General features: G+C 40.4%; 21 protein-coding genes. 5 read left to right on the top strand and 16 right to left on the bottom strand.

Features of this window, described 5'->3' with window-relative positions:
- Nucleotides 1-304: 304 nt before the first annotated feature.
- The 4 genes from ACLIJJ_RS11320 to ACLIJJ_RS11305 are packed head-to-tail and all read right to left on the bottom strand — an operon-like array spanning nt 305 to nt 2817.
- Complete coding sequence (locus ACLIJJ_RS11320) at nt 305-1537, bottom strand: glutathionylspermidine synthase family protein (protein WP_411410888.1); 1233 nt, start codon at nt 1535-1537, stop codon at nt 305-307.
- A 1-nt stretch (nt 1538) separates the two neighbouring features.
- Nucleotides 1539-1994 carry an RNA helicase gene (locus ACLIJJ_RS11315; RefSeq protein WP_233315868.1) on the bottom strand — a complete coding sequence of 152 codons (456 nt, stop codon included), beginning with the start codon at nt 1992-1994 and terminating at the stop codon, nt 1539-1541.
- Nucleotides 1995-2009: 15 nt separating this feature from the next.
- Nucleotides 2010-2408 (bottom strand): DUF350 domain-containing protein, encoded by a 399-nt coding sequence (locus ACLIJJ_RS11310; RefSeq protein ID WP_233315869.1) that lies wholly within the window; start codon nt 2406-2408, stop codon nt 2010-2012.
- Nucleotides 2409-2433: 25 nt separating this feature from the next.
- Entirely contained in the window at nt 2434-2817 is a 384-nt protein-coding gene (locus ACLIJJ_RS11305) for an aminotransferase yhxA (protein ID WP_233315870.1), read from the bottom strand.
- A gap of 144 nt (nt 2818-2961) precedes the next feature.
- On the opposite strand from ACLIJJ_RS11305, the gene ACLIJJ_RS11300 reads away from it, so the two are divergent.
- Entirely contained in the window at nt 2962-3354 is a 393-nt protein-coding gene (locus ACLIJJ_RS11300) for a GNAT family N-acetyltransferase (RefSeq protein ID WP_237942042.1), read from the top strand.
- 19 nt (nt 3355-3373) lie between these two features.
- On the opposite strand, the gene ACLIJJ_RS11295 is transcribed toward ACLIJJ_RS11300, so the two are convergent.
- On the bottom strand, nt 3374-4339 hold the full coding sequence (locus ACLIJJ_RS11295; RefSeq protein WP_411410887.1) for a quinone oxidoreductase family protein: 966 nt from the start codon (nt 4337-4339) through the stop codon (nt 3374-3376).
- 118 nt (nt 4340-4457) lie between these two features.
- Here ACLIJJ_RS11295 and ACLIJJ_RS11290 point away from each other — a divergent pair, with 118 nt between their 5' ends.
- The gene (locus ACLIJJ_RS11290) at nt 4458-5366 is read left to right on the top strand and encodes a LysR family transcriptional regulator (protein ID WP_411228714.1); all 909 of its coding nucleotides are present in this window, start codon (nt 4458-4460) and stop codon (nt 5364-5366) included.
- Between the two features lie 29 nt (nt 5367-5395).
- On the opposite strand, the gene ACLIJJ_RS11285 is transcribed toward ACLIJJ_RS11290, so the two are convergent.
- The gene (locus ACLIJJ_RS11285; protein WP_411410886.1) at nt 5396-5908 is read right to left on the bottom strand and encodes a DinB family protein; all 513 of its coding nucleotides are present in this window, start codon (nt 5906-5908) and stop codon (nt 5396-5398) included.
- A 220-nt stretch (nt 5909-6128) separates the two neighbouring features.
- Here ACLIJJ_RS11285 and ACLIJJ_RS11280 point away from each other — a divergent pair, with 220 nt between their 5' ends.
- Nucleotides 6129-6551, top strand: coding sequence for an NUDIX hydrolase (locus ACLIJJ_RS11280; protein WP_233315875.1), 423 nt, complete (start codon nt 6129-6131; stop codon nt 6549-6551).
- A gap of 24 nt (nt 6552-6575) precedes the next feature.
- On the opposite strand, the gene ACLIJJ_RS11275 is transcribed toward ACLIJJ_RS11280, so the two are convergent.
- From ACLIJJ_RS11275 to ACLIJJ_RS11240, 8 genes are all read right to left on the bottom strand, one after another.
- Nucleotides 6576-6917: a GIY-YIG nuclease family protein gene (locus ACLIJJ_RS11275; RefSeq protein ID WP_233315876.1), complete on the bottom strand. Its 342-nt coding sequence runs from the start codon at nt 6915-6917 to the stop codon at nt 6576-6578.
- A gap of 19 nt (nt 6918-6936) precedes the next feature.
- Nucleotides 6937-7689 (bottom strand): DUF2087 domain-containing protein, encoded by a 753-nt coding sequence (locus ACLIJJ_RS11270; protein ID WP_237942045.1) that lies wholly within the window; start codon nt 7687-7689, stop codon nt 6937-6939.
- A gap of 141 nt (nt 7690-7830) precedes the next feature.
- The gene (locus tag ACLIJJ_RS11265; RefSeq protein WP_233315878.1) at nt 7831-8667 is read right to left on the bottom strand and encodes a metallophosphoesterase; all 837 of its coding nucleotides are present in this window, start codon (nt 8665-8667) and stop codon (nt 7831-7833) included.
- A 6-nt stretch (nt 8668-8673) separates the two neighbouring features.
- Nucleotides 8674-9402: a hypothetical protein gene (locus ACLIJJ_RS11260; RefSeq protein WP_411410885.1), complete on the bottom strand. Its 729-nt coding sequence runs from the start codon at nt 9400-9402 to the stop codon at nt 8674-8676.
- Nucleotides 9403-9483: 81 nt separating this feature from the next.
- Complete coding sequence (locus ACLIJJ_RS11255) at nt 9484-9810, bottom strand: MazG-like family protein (protein ID WP_233315880.1); 327 nt, start codon at nt 9808-9810, stop codon at nt 9484-9486.
- Nucleotides 9811-10198: 388 nt separating this feature from the next.
- A complete protein-coding gene (locus ACLIJJ_RS11250) occupies nt 10199-10660 on the bottom strand; it encodes a GNAT family N-acetyltransferase (protein WP_237942047.1) in 462 nt (153 codons plus the stop codon).
- A gap of 64 nt (nt 10661-10724) precedes the next feature.
- The gene (locus ACLIJJ_RS11245; protein WP_251646592.1) at nt 10725-11435 is read right to left on the bottom strand and encodes a class I SAM-dependent methyltransferase; all 711 of its coding nucleotides are present in this window, start codon (nt 11433-11435) and stop codon (nt 10725-10727) included.
- 49 nt (nt 11436-11484) lie between these two features.
- Entirely contained in the window at nt 11485-12366 is an 882-nt protein-coding gene (locus tag ACLIJJ_RS11240) for a GNAT family N-acetyltransferase (protein WP_237942049.1), read from the bottom strand.
- 286 nt (nt 12367-12652) lie between these two features.
- On the opposite strand from ACLIJJ_RS11240, the gene ACLIJJ_RS11235 reads away from it, so the two are divergent.
- On the top strand, nt 12653-13612 hold the full coding sequence (locus ACLIJJ_RS11235) for an exonuclease domain-containing protein (protein WP_233315884.1): 960 nt from the start codon (nt 12653-12655) through the stop codon (nt 13610-13612).
- Nucleotides 13613-13745: 133 nt separating this feature from the next.
- Nucleotides 13746-13871, top strand: coding sequence for a hypothetical protein (locus tag ACLIJJ_RS11230; RefSeq protein WP_282581408.1), 126 nt, complete (start codon nt 13746-13748; stop codon nt 13869-13871).
- A gap of 85 nt (nt 13872-13956) precedes the next feature.
- On the opposite strand, the gene ACLIJJ_RS11225 is transcribed toward ACLIJJ_RS11230, so the two are convergent.
- Nucleotides 13957-15285, bottom strand: coding sequence for a 6-phospho-beta-glucosidase (locus ACLIJJ_RS11225; RefSeq protein ID WP_233315885.1), 1329 nt, complete (start codon nt 15283-15285; stop codon nt 13957-13959).
- Nucleotides 15282-15611: a PTS lactose/cellobiose transporter subunit IIA gene (locus tag ACLIJJ_RS11220; RefSeq protein ID WP_127739042.1), complete on the bottom strand. Its 330-nt coding sequence runs from the start codon at nt 15609-15611 to the stop codon at nt 15282-15284. The genes ACLIJJ_RS11225 and ACLIJJ_RS11220 overlap by 4 nt, the downstream gene beginning before the upstream one ends.
- Between the last annotated feature and the right edge of the window lie 6 nt (nt 15612-15617).

Below are 15617 nucleotides of genomic sequence, written 5' to 3'. Positions count from 1 at the left end.
AGCCCAACATTCTTAAATTTTTCATTTACACACAAAAAAACGTAAAATCCCAGCTCATTCACAAAACTAGCTGGGATTTTTATTAAGGACTTACTACGACACCATTAATGGGTTTTCAGTAGGATATTCAGGAACTTCAGCTGACTCATGAAATTTGTATATTTCTATGAATGATGGTGACGGGCACTTTACAGATAATGCAGGTCACTGATTGCTAACATTCAAGTAAAAATAAAAAAGATATTATATTTAAAAAGCAAAACAAAAAAAGGAATCAGATCTCCTTCTGATACCCTTTTTTCTTTTATTCCCTAACCCCAACCGGAAGATAATAAGATAAATTATTCGTAATAGTACCTCCAGCCCGAAGTCCGATGGCTGAGGGCTTTCCATTAAGAAGGAAGCTGCCGATAAGAAGGCTCCCTTCTTGTCGGCCTTTTTCTGTCTGTATTGATGCTTTTGGATGCTCGATGTACTGCTGATAGACAGGGAGAAAGTCGGTATAGGACTTCTGGGTATCCGCAAGGGCGAGCCTGCCGCTCCCTTTATATATTTCAACAGTGTCTCCTTCTCTGCCAAAGGCTGGCTTCTTCACAAAATCCATATTCCGCTCTATGAAGGGTTCAGCCTCGAGGTAGGTTGGCAGAAAATAGGACTCGATCCAGTGATGCTCTTCATCTGTATAAAATGGATGTCTTTGTTCATGCAGATTCCAAATAACTGCCTGAACTGCTTTGTTTTGCAGCAGGAAGGCAGATGGTGGATTGATGATGGACAGCTTCCCTTCCTCAACAAGCTCTAACAGCCAGATGCCAATTTTATTTTCTTCTTCATCTTCATCAAGAATAAGATTTTCAATTGGAAAGGTTTGTCTGTACAGGATGTCAATTTGATTTCCAGCCTCGTCAAACAGCCCCTTCCCCTTTTCAATCTGGAGCTTATGCAGCGGTATGTATGTGCCGGTTGTTTCTGAAATGTTCAGCAAGTACAGGCTTGTTTCTTTATCTTCGATATTGTCGTCATGGGCAGTAAAGGCAATCGTTGGCCTGTCCTTGCCAATTGCCTTTGCTGCTTCCTCGATCGCAGTGCGGACAGCCTTCTTTAATGCCTGTTCCAAGCCTTCATTCGGATTTGTTACGGCAAACTCTGAGCATACTTTGCCGTTTATGGAAAACAGCTCTTTAATAAAGGTTGGTGTGTCTGCGTTAATTTCAATGCATTTATAGCTGTCTTGATATGGGATTAAATCAAGCCTGGAAATAACACTTCTTATTGCCATTGTCTCCAGACGCAAGAAAGAGAAGGCTTCTTCTGGAAAGCCCATTTCCCGCAATGTCCGGTCTGGCACTTCCTTTAAAAGCTCCCATGTTTTAAAGAATATTCGCCCAGTATATTCACTGACTTGGCGTATCTTTTCCACTTCTTCCTGTGACAGCATATGCACATCATAAAGGGCATACTCCTCCCCATAAAGATCTGCCCAGAAGCTGTCTATCTGCGAATAGAAGCGCCTTCTGTTTTCTATGTGGCGATCCATTCTATTCCTCCTCCAAATCCTTTACATACAGGACGTATACGCCTCTGTCTTCATCGATTTCTGTTGAAGTTACCTCCATTTGGCCAACATTGGGAATATCCGTGATATCTTTCAGTAAAAAGCGAATCACATCAAAGTGGCTTGCGATAGGAATCGAAGCAAGCAATTGATAATTATCTGCTTCACGATGCTTTCTAAACTCGATATGGATGCCTTTGCCTCTGTAGTTCTTTTCATCAAGCACGGTGACATTTCTGCCTCTGTCCTGAATGACGAGAATTTCCTCATTGCCTGACATCTCATTGCATACAAGCTCATATTGCTGGCCTCTCATGATGAGGTATGTGCATAATTGCCTTGCATACAGCTCATCAATACCAACATCCCGAACATCATACTCATAAAATGGCTCATAGTTTCCGTTGCCTTTATCAATAAAATACGTCAGTTTTTTCATTTTACAGCTCCCTCATTAATAGGACAGGCATTTTGCCACAATCCAGCCAATCGCAAGAGATAATGAAAACAGCATGACGCCCACTGCCCGATTATCTTCTTTAATAGCATTGCTGATACTGAAGCGGATTGTAACTACCTCTGCCAATACGAAAACGACAATCTGTGCTACAATACCGATTGCTCCCCAAATCGCCATATCTATCAGTGAAACCGAATATTCAGCTGCTGCTCCTAATACTATTGCCAAGCCGACGACCTTACCGCCAAGGAGCAGTGCCGCACTGACATTTTTCTCTGCAATCAGCCTCATTTCATTTATTTTTGGTGTACTTAACATAAATAACAGAATACCGATAACTAGCAGCACAATTGCTACTCCTAAATAAGAACCGAAATTAAGGTATAAGTTCACGTTTACACTCCCTTTCTAAAATATATTAGCCGCCATAGCTTTTTTTGCCGCTTCCGAAGCCGCTTGATTTATTGGTTGAATCACTGCCACCGCTCACACTTGAACTGGAGCTGCTTGATTGCTGCTGTTTCTTATAGCTCGTATTTTTAAGCAAAGAAGACTTTGAATTATAATATTTTCCACCGTAGAAATAATGGCCGTAATATCTGGAATTGCTGTCCTCGCATTCCCAGACACCATCATCATCATCCCATTCCCAATTGGTGCAGTTTGTATCATCTGGTACTGGTGGAATATCGCTATTGCTTGATGAACTGCCTGTTGCTGTTCCGCTGCTGCTGCAGCCGGTAATGCCAATAAGGACAGCTGTTGATAAAATCCCTGTCATGACTGTTTTTGTTTTCCCCATGTTAATCACCCCACTCTCATGATGTAACTATACGAATATATCTTCATAAAGATTCTATATTTACAAAAAAATAGTCAAGTTACCTAATCTATTCCTTTATAATTACTTTACAGCATTTTTTCATTAAAAAAAGGGGTGGCATACATGAAAGTAAATATTGCGGTTAACCTTCCAATTGAAAATCATGAAGTTCCTGACCTCAGGGAGGCTGTTGGCTGGGGAAGACGGGATAAGGACTATCCTTCTTTATTAGAGAGATGTAATTTCTGGGCTGGCGGCAGGGATGAGTTCGGCAAGCTTGTCGCATTTGGCTATGTATGCGGGATGGGCTTGGAACACGGTTATGTGGAGGACATAATGGTCCATCCAAGCAAACAAAAGCAAGGTATTGGCATGGAACTTGTCACAGCATTGATTGCGGAGGCAAGACAGTTCGGGTTAGGAATTCTGACTGTTTCCTTTGATGAGCATAATGCTAACTTTTACAAAACGTCCGGTTTTACGGTATCATCCGGCGGTGTGCTTTACTTGGACTAATAAATAAATCCTCCAGCTCTTATGGCAGGAGGATTATTTTTCCGATGTTTTTTCTGCTTTCCAACAAGCCATGAGCAGCTTGCCCCTCGCTTAATGGAAAGGTAGTTATGGAAGGAAGCAAAAGCTTGCCTTCTGCCATTAGCTGAAACAGCTCGCCTGCGCGGGTGATTCGGTTTTCCCTGGTAGTTAGGACATTCCACAAGTCTCCACCTGTGAGTGTTTTGCTTGTATCCATCAACATACGAGGATCTATGAGCGGTGGATTGCCGCCAGCCATTCCGTAAAATACTACCGTACCGCCTACCTTTACTGCTTCAAAGCTTTGCATTAAAGTTACTCCGACCGCATCATAGACTGCATCCGCTCCCTTAGTATCGGTCAATTCCTGCACGGAAGCTGTCCAATTATCAGCATATGTGAGCGTATGGTCCGCTCCTGCTTTTTTGGCCGCCTCTGCTTTAAGCGCTGATGAGACAATAGCAATCACTTTTGCTCCTTTTATTTTAGCCAATTGAACAAGCAGCTGACCGACACCGCCTGCAGCTGAATGAATAACCACTGTATCTCCTTGTTGGACAGGGAAACTGTCCGCTACCAAATATTGAGCAGTCAAACCTTGAAGCAGAACAGCCGCTGCGTCTGTAAAGGCAATATTATCAGGGATTGGGATGGCTTTATGAAATGGGACTGCCACTAATTCGGCATTAGCATAAGGTACATCAGCGAAAGCAATGGAGTCACCAATCTTAATTCCCTGCACCTGTTTGCCAACAGCTTCTACAACTCCTGCCCCTTCGTAGCCGAGAATATACGGCGGTTCGCCTTCAAGATGATAATGGCCCTTTCTTCTGTAAATATCAGCATAATTCAGCCCGATTGCTTTTGTCCTTATTAGCACTTCATCTTCCTTCATAACCGGATGAGGCACATCCATATAACGCAACACTTCCTTTTGTCCAAATTCCATAAAGCATAATGCCTTCATTAAAAATCCTCCTTTTAAGTTCTTATTTCCTTATCTTTATTTTATAATGGTAGCATTAATCAAAAAAGCTGAATATAACTATTTAAATCATCGAAAAAACCGATTTAGAGGTGGGAATATGGAGATTAAACAGCTAAAAACATTTAAAACTGCAGCAGAAAATTTAAATTTCACGTTGACTGCCAAGCAGCTCAACTTTGCACAATCGAGTGTGACAGCCCAAATAAAAAGTCTTGAAGCAGAGCTTGGTACTCCGTTGTTTGAACGGCTCGGCAAGCGGATTGTCTTAACGGATGCAGGAAAAAAATATAAGCAATATGCCGATGAAATAATCAGACTGTCAGAAGAGGCGCATACATCTATTAATGAAAAAGCAAGGACAGGCAAAATTATTATTGGTGCGCAAGAAAGCCAATGTACTTACAGGCTGCCGCCGATTTTAAAGACATTTAAGCAGAAATATCCTGAGGTGAAGGTTATTTTCAAACCGGCCCATTCTGATGAACATGCCAGAGAAGGACTGTTAAAAGGGGAATTGGATGCTGCTTTCATTACCGATATCTCCCGGAGTGACACTTATCTGCATACAGTCCGGCTTTTGGAGGAGGAAATGGTGCTCTTTGTCGCCTCTGATCATCCACTAGCTCAATTACAATATGTGTCTCCAGAGGAATTAGCACAGGAAACCTTGCTGTTGACAGAGGAAGGCTGCTCTTATCGGACAGCGTTTGAAGAAACATTGGCACTCTCAGGGAATTATGCACGCTCCAAGGTGGAATTTTCTAGCATTGAAGCACTTAAGCAATGTGCCCTTTTAGGGATGGGTGCTGCCATATTGCCGTTAATGGCGATAGAAAAAGAGGCTGAGACTGGTTTAATTAAGAAGCTGGATTGGGGCAATAGTCTTCCATCTATTTATACAAATCTCGCCTGGCACAAAGATAAACATCTCTCACCACTGCTGAAAGATTTTATAAATATAAGCTCTAACATCTATCTGTCGGGAACTGGCATATTGGCGACTTGATTTACTGCCAATATGCTTTCCCTAAACCATCAACCAAGCATGTATCTTGATTTAAGGAGACCGACATGATGACGCTCATGGCCAGCAATAATATAAGCAATAGAGTTTACTGTGAATTCTCCATTGTTGGCAAAGCCTGTTTTCGTCCAAGATGCTTCAGGCAGCCCCTTTAACAAAGCAACAGTGGCAGCTCTTACAACAGTCCATTCTGCCAGAAGATCAGCTATCGTTCTGCTTGAAAAGTTAGATTCTTCCACATACTTTTCATCATCATACCCAGCAAGCGGTGTTTGATCTCCCCTTGCCATTCGCAATATCCGATAGTTCATAATTCGCTCTGTATCCATCACATGGCCGACAACCTCAAGCACACTCCATTTTCCCTCTGCATAGCGGAAATCAGCCTGCTCTTTTTTTATGTCTGCAAGCAGGTTCTTCGTGTCATGAAGCTGGCTTTCGAGGATTTCAATGATATTTCCCTCAGGCACAAGGTTAACATAATTACGGTAATGCTCTGGATAATCTGTAATTGCTGGTTTCAACTTTGTCACTCCTTTTTTAGTGTCTCTTAATTGATTCTGCTTTATTTCCAGTTTTTCCTTCCTCATTAATTTCAGAATACTGCTTTATAAAATAATTGCAGCAAAAAATAGTATGCATTACTAGTGTTAAATTTTATTGAATAAATATGGTAAAAGTACAGCTTTATCTATACACTAAGCTTATTAAATTACGAGTTACCATAGGGAGAGTGTAAGTCGATTGAAAAGAGTAGATGTTGTTTATGTTTTGCTGTTTGATGATGAAAAAAAACATGTCTTAATGGTGCAAAACAGCGGCAGCAATGGTCCTTACTGGACATTGCCAGGCGGGGCTGTTGAACAGGGCGAAACTCTCATGGATGCAGCTGTCCGAGAGGTAGCGGAAGAAACAGGATTAGAGGTTGAGGTAGGCGGAATTTCTTCAATTACAGAAAAATTTTTTCCAGACAGAGGTCACCATGCTGTCTTTTTCACCTTTTACGGAAAAATTATGAGCGGGAAATTAGCTATACAGCAGCCTGAAGAGATTGAAGCTATCGCTTGGATGGAGCTAAAGGAAGCAGAGCAGTATATATTCCTTAAAGAGCAACAAGGATTGGACCAAGAGGAAGTATCTGTGCCATATTTACTTTTCCAACCATAAAAAAAGGATGGGCATCCCATCCTCTTAATTATAGCCTCTTTCTCCAAACGGCTGCAGCTCTGCTAGCCATTTTTCCTCCAGCTTGCCTAGTTCTTCTTTTTCATTGAAATATGGATCGTTCTTTTTCTTTAAGACTTCCAGCACCTCAAATGTGAAGGCATCCTTTCCATATTCCTTCCACTCAGCTGCTAACCCATTATTCGTATGTCCACCGTTTTCGAGTGTGAATTTCACACCGTTTAATGTTTTCAGATTTCGTGTGCTTCCAACAAATAGCTTGCCATTTTCACGATTTTTAATGAGATAGATACCTGCTTCGACTGGTGTTTCTTTATATAATTGCTTTAATTCCTTTTTCCTGTCCATTTTATTCACCTGCTTGGCATTATTTTTTGACCCAGTATTCGCTTCCGTCGTCTTTCCTGTCAATAAAGCCGTACTCAATCAGCAATCTTCGAATTAGTACATAGTCTTCATAGATTGGCTTTAGTAAGTCATTCAGAGCTGTTTCGCTGTATATCACTTCATTATCGATACTTTTCATAATCTCTCTTAAAATAATCAGCCGCTGCTTTTCTTTTAAAGGGAATTTTTTCAGCTTTGCTTCTGGCTGGTTCTCAAAATATTTGCGAATTGTTTTCTCTTGTTCTTCCTCTGTGATGTTATAGCGGTCATCCACTTGTTTTGCTGTTTTATGAATAGGTACAAAGCTTGGCGCATGGTCATCTTTTTCCTTTAACAGCTCCATCAATGCAAGAAAGGTTCTTGCCTGCCTTTCCTTTTCCTTCAACACAAAGCGGTGGTGACGAATCGTTGAGGCACTGCCGATTTCAAGCTCCTTCTGTACCTCCGCATCACTCTTACCTTGATAAAAGAGGCGAAGCAGATTGCTTTGGTGGTCAGTTAGGCCTGTTATTTTTTTATCAAGACTTATTAAATATTCAAAAACAGATTGATGGCTTCTTTCAATATGAAGCTTCATAAACTTTTCCGCTTCGTACAGCACATTTCCATCAGGATAGATGATTCCTTTTTCAACTGCTTCACCGCATAAAAGACAGATAAAAGTGTCCGTTTCCTCGACATATCCCTTTTTTAAGTCTTCTAGGGTTGATTTGCTAAAATAGTCTTCCTTCATAAACAAACACTCCGTTTAAAAGTTTGTATTTAAACAAACAAATTTTACTTTCGTTTGTTTATATTCTATGCATTTTTAAATTAATTGTCAATAACTCAAAAAAGGAGAGGATACAGTTCTCTGCATCCTCTCCTTTTAAGGCTATTTATTCTTAATAGTAATCTCGACTATTTCCGGGGTGTTAAACACCCTTTGTGGAATAATACTGTTGCCGAGCCCGCGATTTACAATCATTGCTGTTTCATTTTTTTCAAACATACCTGCAGTATACTTTGGCATAAAGCCTTGGTCAGGTGCGACTAATCCGCCAACAAAAGGGATTCTCACCTGGCCGCCATGTGCATGTCCAGACAATACAAGATCGATATCATGCTTTTCATATAAGGAAAATAGCTCAGGTCTATGTGATAACAGCAGAACAAAATCCTGCTCTGTCACGCCTTCTAGAGCTACTTTCAGCTCCCCTTCAACTGTTAATGCCGCATCATCGTTTCCGCTGACAGCTGGATCATCAACACCTGCGATAAGAAGCGTCGTTCCGTTCATGTGAAGCTTTTCCTTCCGATTATGCAAGATATTAATATTGGCCGCCTTTAACCCTTCCTCCAACTGTTCATAACGCCCAGACCAATACTCATGATTTCCAGTAACATAAAAGGTTGGTGCAATAGCTGCAAGCTGCTTCATTAAAGCAAGAGCAGCTTTTTCATTATATTTTTTCTGGTCAACAAGATCACCTGTAAATGTAATAATATCAGGTTTGACTGCTTTCACCTTGGTAACGAGCCGCGTCTGATTCTCACCGAATTGCTTGCTGTGTAAATCAGACAGCTGAACAATTTTCACACCAGCACCAGCTAACTTTTGTGATGTTATGGTATAGCTGCTCCAATCTAGTTTGTTATTTTGGTAATAAGAAAACAAGGCTGCACAAATGATAAGCCCAGCTGCAAGCAGCAGGTTCCTTTTCTTCATCATAAACCTCTAAGAGTCTTGTGTGCGATTTTGCCATTCTACATCAAAACCGCCTCGCAAGCTTTCCCCTTTTACTATTATTGTATAAGTATCGGTTTTATCTATATTCAGCTTGAGCTGACTTGGATTTGTTTTTATGGAGGAGACAGTTCTGTTTTGTTTATCAACAATATAATAGCTGTATCCGCCGCCATTTTCATTTTTTACCTTTACCGTCACAAGTAGCTCCTCACCCTTTTTCACTTCAATTGGTATTTCCTTTGCCCCATCAAAGTATAAAAAATAAGCAGAATATGAGTTTTTGCCGACAACCTCATTCCATTCCTTTTTGATTGTTATATCTGGTAGGGTAATCAACAAGCACAGGATGGGAAGCACACAAAAGCTGTATCTGAATAGCTTGAGTTTTCTTGCCAAACTCTTCCCGAAATAAAGCAACAGTGTGCATGCGGCACTAAGCAGGACAGAGACAACAATTGTGTAGCTCGGCTTGAGCAAAAGAAAAAACATAACAGCTGCAGCTGTGTATGCTGGCAGTGTCCATTTTGGATAGCTTGCAGCAATCTGGCTCACTAAAAAAGAACCAAGAGCTCCGCTGCACCAAAAAAGAAGCCAATAAGATCCATCAACCGTAAACGCATACATATTCCAGTCAAAAAACAGGATTAATCCCATATAAAAAACTGCCAAAAACCCTGCACCAGCAATATCACTGAGCAAGCACGCTTTTCTATCCATTATTATCCTCCTGTCTGCTACTCTACCAATATATTACCAGATTAGGAGGAGAAAGTTCCAATTTTTTCTATTTAACTATTTTTATTCTACGTTTTCAGCATAGCGTTTATTAAGCTTTTCGCGGTGGGAATGGAAGATTTCTTCAAGAGAAATGTCATATTTGTTAGCAATAACAATAATATTGCCTAACACATCGCCAAGCTCCTCTGTCAATTCCTGTCTTTGCTGATCAACTGTTCCTTCCGCTTCGTCCGGTCTGTCTCTGCCAATTTCTAACGCCCGTATCGCTCTTGCAACCTCGCCTGTTTCCTCTGCCAAAAAACCGATGCGGATGAAAATATCCAGCTCGGACCAGCCCCGTTTTTCATAATAAGCTTTAACCCATTCTTGAAATTCATTTACATTCACAAAAATCCGCCTCCCTTTTTTTACACTATAAATCTTATCAAAAAATCTTTGTGCAAATAAGACAGACACCTAAGTCATGGACACAAAGCCTTCACTATTAGGTTTAAATGACTAAGTTTTTCATTAGAGATATTTCATATAATAGGATTTAAAGGAGGATGTTTATGAAAAACTGCCGTTTTCTCGTGGTCTTGTTCTGATGAATAATATCACAGCAAGTCTTTTAGCCGGAATCACTATACTATTCATGAGCCTATCTGTGAAAAAACTCGAAAGAAAAAAGAACCAATATACAAAGGCAAGGTTCTATTGGATACGCACAAGTCTTCTTGTTATTCCAAGTGTATTAATTATGGTCATTCTATATTATCTATCAAAATAAGCCTTTCTAAATGGTTTTTGCCATTACATAAAATATCATATCTTCACCAGTAAACATATATGTTTTTCGGAAGCCAGCACGTTCATAAAGAGTAATTGCCCGTTCATTAAAGGCTGCGACAGTGAGGCGGACGGAGCTGCTGGTTGTTTTAAGCTGGTTCAAAATATAGCGGATAAAGCTCGCCCCCATTCCCTTTCCAGTCAGTTCAGGCTTCATTCCTAAGCCAATATCTAGACTATCCTCCACATAAACACCATAAAACAGCCCGAGGGGAACTTGCGCAGAAGTACCCGTACAGTAAAAACCAATCAATGCCCCGCCGTCATCCAACACTGCAAAATAAGGCTCTTCAAGCAGTTCTTGCATCGACTCTTCCTTATTATGATCATTGTAAAAATCATATGGCGGTTCATACTTCCAGCTGAGGATTTCCTCTGCCCAGCTTTTTGTCATTATCGCTGTTTGCATGCTCCTAACCCTTTCTAACGTTTGTTCTTTAGTCTATCATTATGGCGTTAAAAAGGACATCAGCTTACTCGTGATGTCCTTTAATAATACGCAGCATCGTATTAGCATTTTTCTGAAACTCATAACCGACCTTCATTTCTTGTGCTTTATAACCTTTTGCTGTCAGTCTATCAATCAGCTCATCCATATGAGCATATCTATTGCCGTCAAGATCTGCTGTCGGAAAAATCCGCAATTCTTCGTTTGTCACTCTAAGCAGTTCATCGATTGCAGCAAAATGAAACTCCTTATCCAGTCTGTCTGCATACGTGAATAAAAAGTGGGCTGACAGCACGATATCAAATTCCTCTTCTGCGAAGGGCAAAGTTGGCAGAGTGCACGGAATATACTTTTTAGGGTTACTAGCTCTGTCCTGGTAATAGTCGTTAAGCGCTGCTTTTCGATGCTTTAGCAAGCTTGTGACATCATTAAAGTAGTTCCAGACAAAATGTTCCTTTACTTTTTCAAGAGCAGAGGCAGTATGCTTTATGTCTTCAAGACCTTTTTCATACAACTCATCATTTCCATAGTAATAAGCTATGTCTGATGCTGTTATATCTAGATGCTGCTTTGTCCCTTTTGCAGTAAAGGAACAGGCACCTGCTGGACAATCTAGTATCCGCTTACCTTTTAATTCTTCTAAAGACAGTGAGAACATATCGATATATTCCTCATATGTCCTGCCGATAAAGATAATTCTTTCTAGTGAGAGCCCTTCCTTTTCTATTGTCCTCACTCCTTTTTTATTTTCCAGACATATTCATCTTTTTTATTCCAGTATAATTTTATGCCTTTGTTAATAATGAATGCCTCTTGTTTTCCGGGTAAACAGTCTCCCCTACCGTCCTCACAAACAGCGCATCACCCTCTTTAGGCAAATGCCTTGTTGACAAACCAGTCAGGTTGTCTAGGGTAAAATGAAAGACCACTTCAGTCGTATCAGCCTTTGCGATTTGCGCTAGTAATTTCTCAAGAACAATGGAATGACTCGCCATCACTTCATATAGATGAAGTTTATTCCCTTCCATCTCGCAGATAACGATAACTTCCTCTTTTTCCAAATAATAGATATGCTCATGAAATACATTCAAGCAATAAAACAGCAGAATCCCCCATGCCCCCTCTGTCGAAAATGCTTGAGACAACGGTTTTCTCCTGCGTGCCACAGACTCAATGAACCGAAGATCGTCTACACTTTTTCCATTGAGCTTACGAACAGTCACACCTTCTGTCTGTTTATGCTTGTATTCAAGAAAGAACTCTTGCTCTTCCACTTCTTTAAAACCGAATTTCGGATAAAAATCCAGCACTTCATTGTTAGCAAAAAGATATATTACATCTGTTTTCTCCTCATAATCTGCAAGGACTTTTTCTAATAAACTGCGAGATAATCCACATCCCCTGTAGTCTGGATGTGTCATAACTGTACCGATTTGCACAGCCTTCTTCTTCTGTCCTGCTATTAGTAAATCAATTAGATTAACAGAGACATTAGCAACAATCTTTCCGTGATCATGAAAAGAATATGGAATATACCGGTCATTCCAGCAGTCTTTTTGATACCATTCCTCAAAACTTATCCCAAATACACTGCTAGCAAGCTCTGAAAAACTTTGCCGCAAAACGTCATCTTGTTTGTAATCTTTCACAAATTTCAACTTTTCCATTTATATCCCTCCTTTACTTCTAAACTCACATATCCATTATATGACTATATATGCAGAAAAAGTAATCTTTCGACGAAGATTACAACAGAGTAATAATTATTTTAAAATATTAATAGATTGGAAATTATCTTTGAGAATCATTAGAAAATCCCTTGAAAGGAGGAAGGGATACTGTTTATAAGACTAGGAGCCTCAGCTTGGAATAATTTGCTCTGTTTCTTGATTATCACTCTAGTGAATGTACATGTTATATTATTAATAAGAAGTATGTGCGAGGAGTGATAACATGGATTTTATTGCGATAGATTTTGAGATTGCGAATGAAGAGATGGACAGTGCCTGTTCGGTCGGACTTGCTTATGTGGAAAACAATCGGGTTGTAAAGACAGACTATTATCTCATTAAACCGCCCGTGTTAAAGTTCAATGAGAGATTTATTCGAGTTCACGGCATTACTGCAGAGGATGTTATGGAGCAGCCAGCATTTGATCAAGTATGGAAGCAGCTTGAGTCTGAGCTGACAGGTCAGCTGCTTGTTGCTCATAATGCTCAGTTTGATATGAGTGTTTTGCACAGCTGTCTGGCAAGATACAATCTTAAAGCACCGCAGCTGCGCTTTGCTGACAGTATATCCATCAGTACGGCTGCCTGCAGGGGAGAAGGTGTGAGACAATCTTTAAAAGCACGCACCGCCCGCTTTGGTGTAATGTTAGAAAACCATCATCATGCAGGAGCGGATGCGATTGCCTGTGCAGAGTTAGTAATTGCCTGCGTGAAAGCGATGGATGAACGTGATCTTGATGCTTATTTAACGACAAATCGACGAATTTCAGTAAAGCCATTTTCAGCATTAAAGCCGCAAATATCCTTCAGCAAAAAAAGAACGGCTCCAAAACCTGTTAAGAAATTTAATTCTGTAGCAATTTCCGAAATTGCAGCAACAACGGAAACCTTTGACGAGACACATGCACTGTTCGGCAAAAACGTCGTCTTCACAGGGGACTTAGCAACACTAGACAGGAAAGAAGCAATGCAGAAGGTCGTTGACGCAGGCGGACTTGTCAAAAGCGGTGTGAGCGGAAAAACAAACTTCCTTGTTGTCGGCGTTCAAGATAAACAGCTTGTCGGTGCCTCAGGCATCAGCACAAAAGAAAAGAAAGCTTTTGAGCTGCAAGAAAAGGGGCAGGATATCCAGATTGTTAACGAAGAGCAATTCTTGCGCCTGATTGATGGAAAGAACGGATAGTCATAAACCGAAGCCATGCTAATTGCATGGCTTTTACATATAGTTTTTTTCTTTTCTACTAATCTTTTTTCACTTTCTATGCATAAGAGTTTGCTAGTTTGGGAAGAATGCTAGTATAAAGGAGGAATTAACGATGAAGAAAATGACGAAAATGAATGTAACGGATTTTATTACAGAGGAAAAATTTGAGCTTCACTCCTACCTAACCTATTTATTTACACATACACAAACAGATAACTCTGAAGAAGCAGCTGTTTAATTTAATTTTGCTATCATACATTTTTAAGAAAAGCTGTTCAAACAAAAAAAGACGGATTGCTCCGCCTTTTTTCGGTTTATATTTTTTAAGCTTCTACTTTGTTGAAGAACTGCGGTAAATGCTCTTTATGTGCTTCAAGCATTTCGTCGATTATTTCTTTCGCAACTGTGTCAGATGGTGATAACGGATTGATTGTCAAAGCTAGAATAGCTTTGTCATAGTCTCCTGTTACTGCTGCTTCTGCTGCAACTCTTTCAAAGGATTTGATCTGTTGAACAAGTCCTCTTACTGCTACTGGAAGCTCACCCATCACGATTGGTTTTGGGCCGTCCTTTGTAATGATGCTGGACACTTCGACAGCTGAGTCATTCGGGATGCCGGCAATTGCACCATTATTGATTGTGTTAACAGGCTGGATGTCGCGTTTGTCATTGTAAATGGAATTGATTAAACGGACTGCAGCATCAGAGTAGTATGCTCCTCCGCGTTTTTCCAATTGCGGCGGCTTGATTGCTAGATTTGGATCTTTGTAGAGTTCGAACAATTCTTTTTCAAGTTTTTGTACAACTTCAGCACGAGTTCCCTCGTTTTTCGAATTCTTCTGATCCTTCGCGATCATTTCGCTCGTTTTATAGTAGTACATATGGTAAGGGCATGTTAGTACATTCAATGCTTTGATAAATTCAGGCTCCCAGCCAAGACCTTCAATATTTTTTACGAATGAGCTGTTGTTTGGATCTGTCAGCAGGTTGATAACCTTATCCTTTACGCTTTCTCCGTCTACATAAACATCAAGGCCGTAAACCATATGGTTCAATCCCGCGAAGTCGATGCGAACTCTAGAATGATCAACCTCTAGAAGCTTCGCGATACCCATTTCCATGCCGATTGGAACATTGCACAAGCCTACTATTTTTTTGATGTTAGAATAGCGAAGCACTGCTTCTGTTACCATGCCGGCAGGGTTTGTGAAGTTAATCAGCCATGCATTAGGGCAAAGCTCCTCCATATCCTTACAAATATCCAAAATAACAGGAATAGTGCGCAAGCCTTTGAACAAACCGCCAGGTCCGTTTGTTTCTTGTCCTAGCACGCCGTATTTCAACGGAATTCTTTCATCCTTCGCACGGGCATCAAGGAGGCCGACACGGAATTGTGTTGTAACAAAGTCTGCATCTTTAAGTGCAGCTCTGCGGTCAAGTGTTAAATGAACTTGAATTGGCAAGCCAGCTTTTTCAATCATGCGTTTTGCTAGATTTCCAACGATTTCAAGCTTTTCCTTCCCTGCTTCAATATCAACAAGCCATAATTCTCTGATCGGCAATTCGTCATATCTTTTAATGAAACCTTCTACTAATTCTGGTGTATAGCTTGATCCTCCGCCAATTGTGGCAATTTTAATTCCGTTTGTCATTTTTGGACACCTCCAGGAGTTTTAACAAGTTCATATAAATCAATAATTTCTTGTGCTAAATCCTTAAGCGTAATGGCATTCATTAAATGATCCTGTGCATGCACCATCAGCAAGGAAACCTCAATTTTGTTCCCTCTTACTTCATTTTGGATGAGGGATGTCTGGATATGGTGGGCATCATTCAATGCTTCAGCAGCTTCCTCCATCTTTTGTTTCGCAAGCTCGAAGTTTCCTTCTTTAGCAGCAGCAATTGCTTCCATTGCACAGCTTTTTCCATTTCCTCCGTGGAGAATAATCTGGAATACTGTTTCTTCCATATTAGCCATTTTATA

Source organism: Niallia laureatilytica (genome assembly GCF_046613985.1).
Lineage (GTDB): Bacteria > Bacillota > Bacilli > Bacillales > Cytobacillaceae > Niallia.
Note: the sequence above shows the minus strand (reverse complement) of the source record. Positions and strands in the feature narration are given on the sequence as shown.